The organism is Vibrio sp. 03_296 (genome assembly GCF_002265885.1).
Genome location: NZ_NPKW01001040.1, coordinates 1 through 638, shown reverse-complemented (window position 1 = coordinate 638; position 638 = coordinate 1). Strand labels below are relative to the sequence as shown.

The 638-nt window shown below is 36.4% G+C and carries 1 pseudogene; it reads right to left on the bottom strand.

The features are described 5' to 3' along the window. Positions 1 to 207: pseudogene (locus tag CIK04_RS29705) on the bottom strand (3-deoxy-7-phosphoheptulonate synthase); the annotation flags it as partial. Positions 208 to 638: the final 431 nt, after the last annotated feature.

Genomic DNA, 638 nt, shown 5'->3' with positions numbered 1-638 from the left:
AACCGCGGCTACAGGATCGTGGATAGAGCAAGGGCCGACAATAACCAGCAGACGATCGTCTTTGCCGATGAGAATGTTGTGAATGTCATTTCTCGATTGGAAGGTTGTCGAAGAAGCGGTTTCAGTCGCTGGGTACTTCTCTAAAACAGCTACTGGTGGAAGTAACTCTTTAACGTTATTAATTCTTACATCATCTGTTTGGAACATTGCTTCTTCCTATCACTATCTCTGGGCGAAAATTTTAGGGATACGGCTACCGACCGCCCTTTCTTCTTGGTATAGGCAAGTAACTTATCGGCAGAAAAAACAATACCGCAAGCACTTTTTTTTAAAAGAAGGCAAATTTTTAAATAATTTTACGCTTTACACACCATGTAAAAAAATAATTACACTCAAACATAGTTGTCTTATTCTTTAGAAATTAGCATTTGTACGAATCTATTGGTTGGAATGCTATTTTTCAATTACATTTTGTTACTAGAATGAGAAAAATAAACACATCAAATTGGAATTGGTGATTTTTAAAATATATTAAACAGCACCAATATGCACATTGATGAACTTAAGCGTAAATTAAGGAAAATATATGAAAAAATTAGCCGTCACCCTATCTGCGGTGCTCGCTAGCAGTGGTTTTT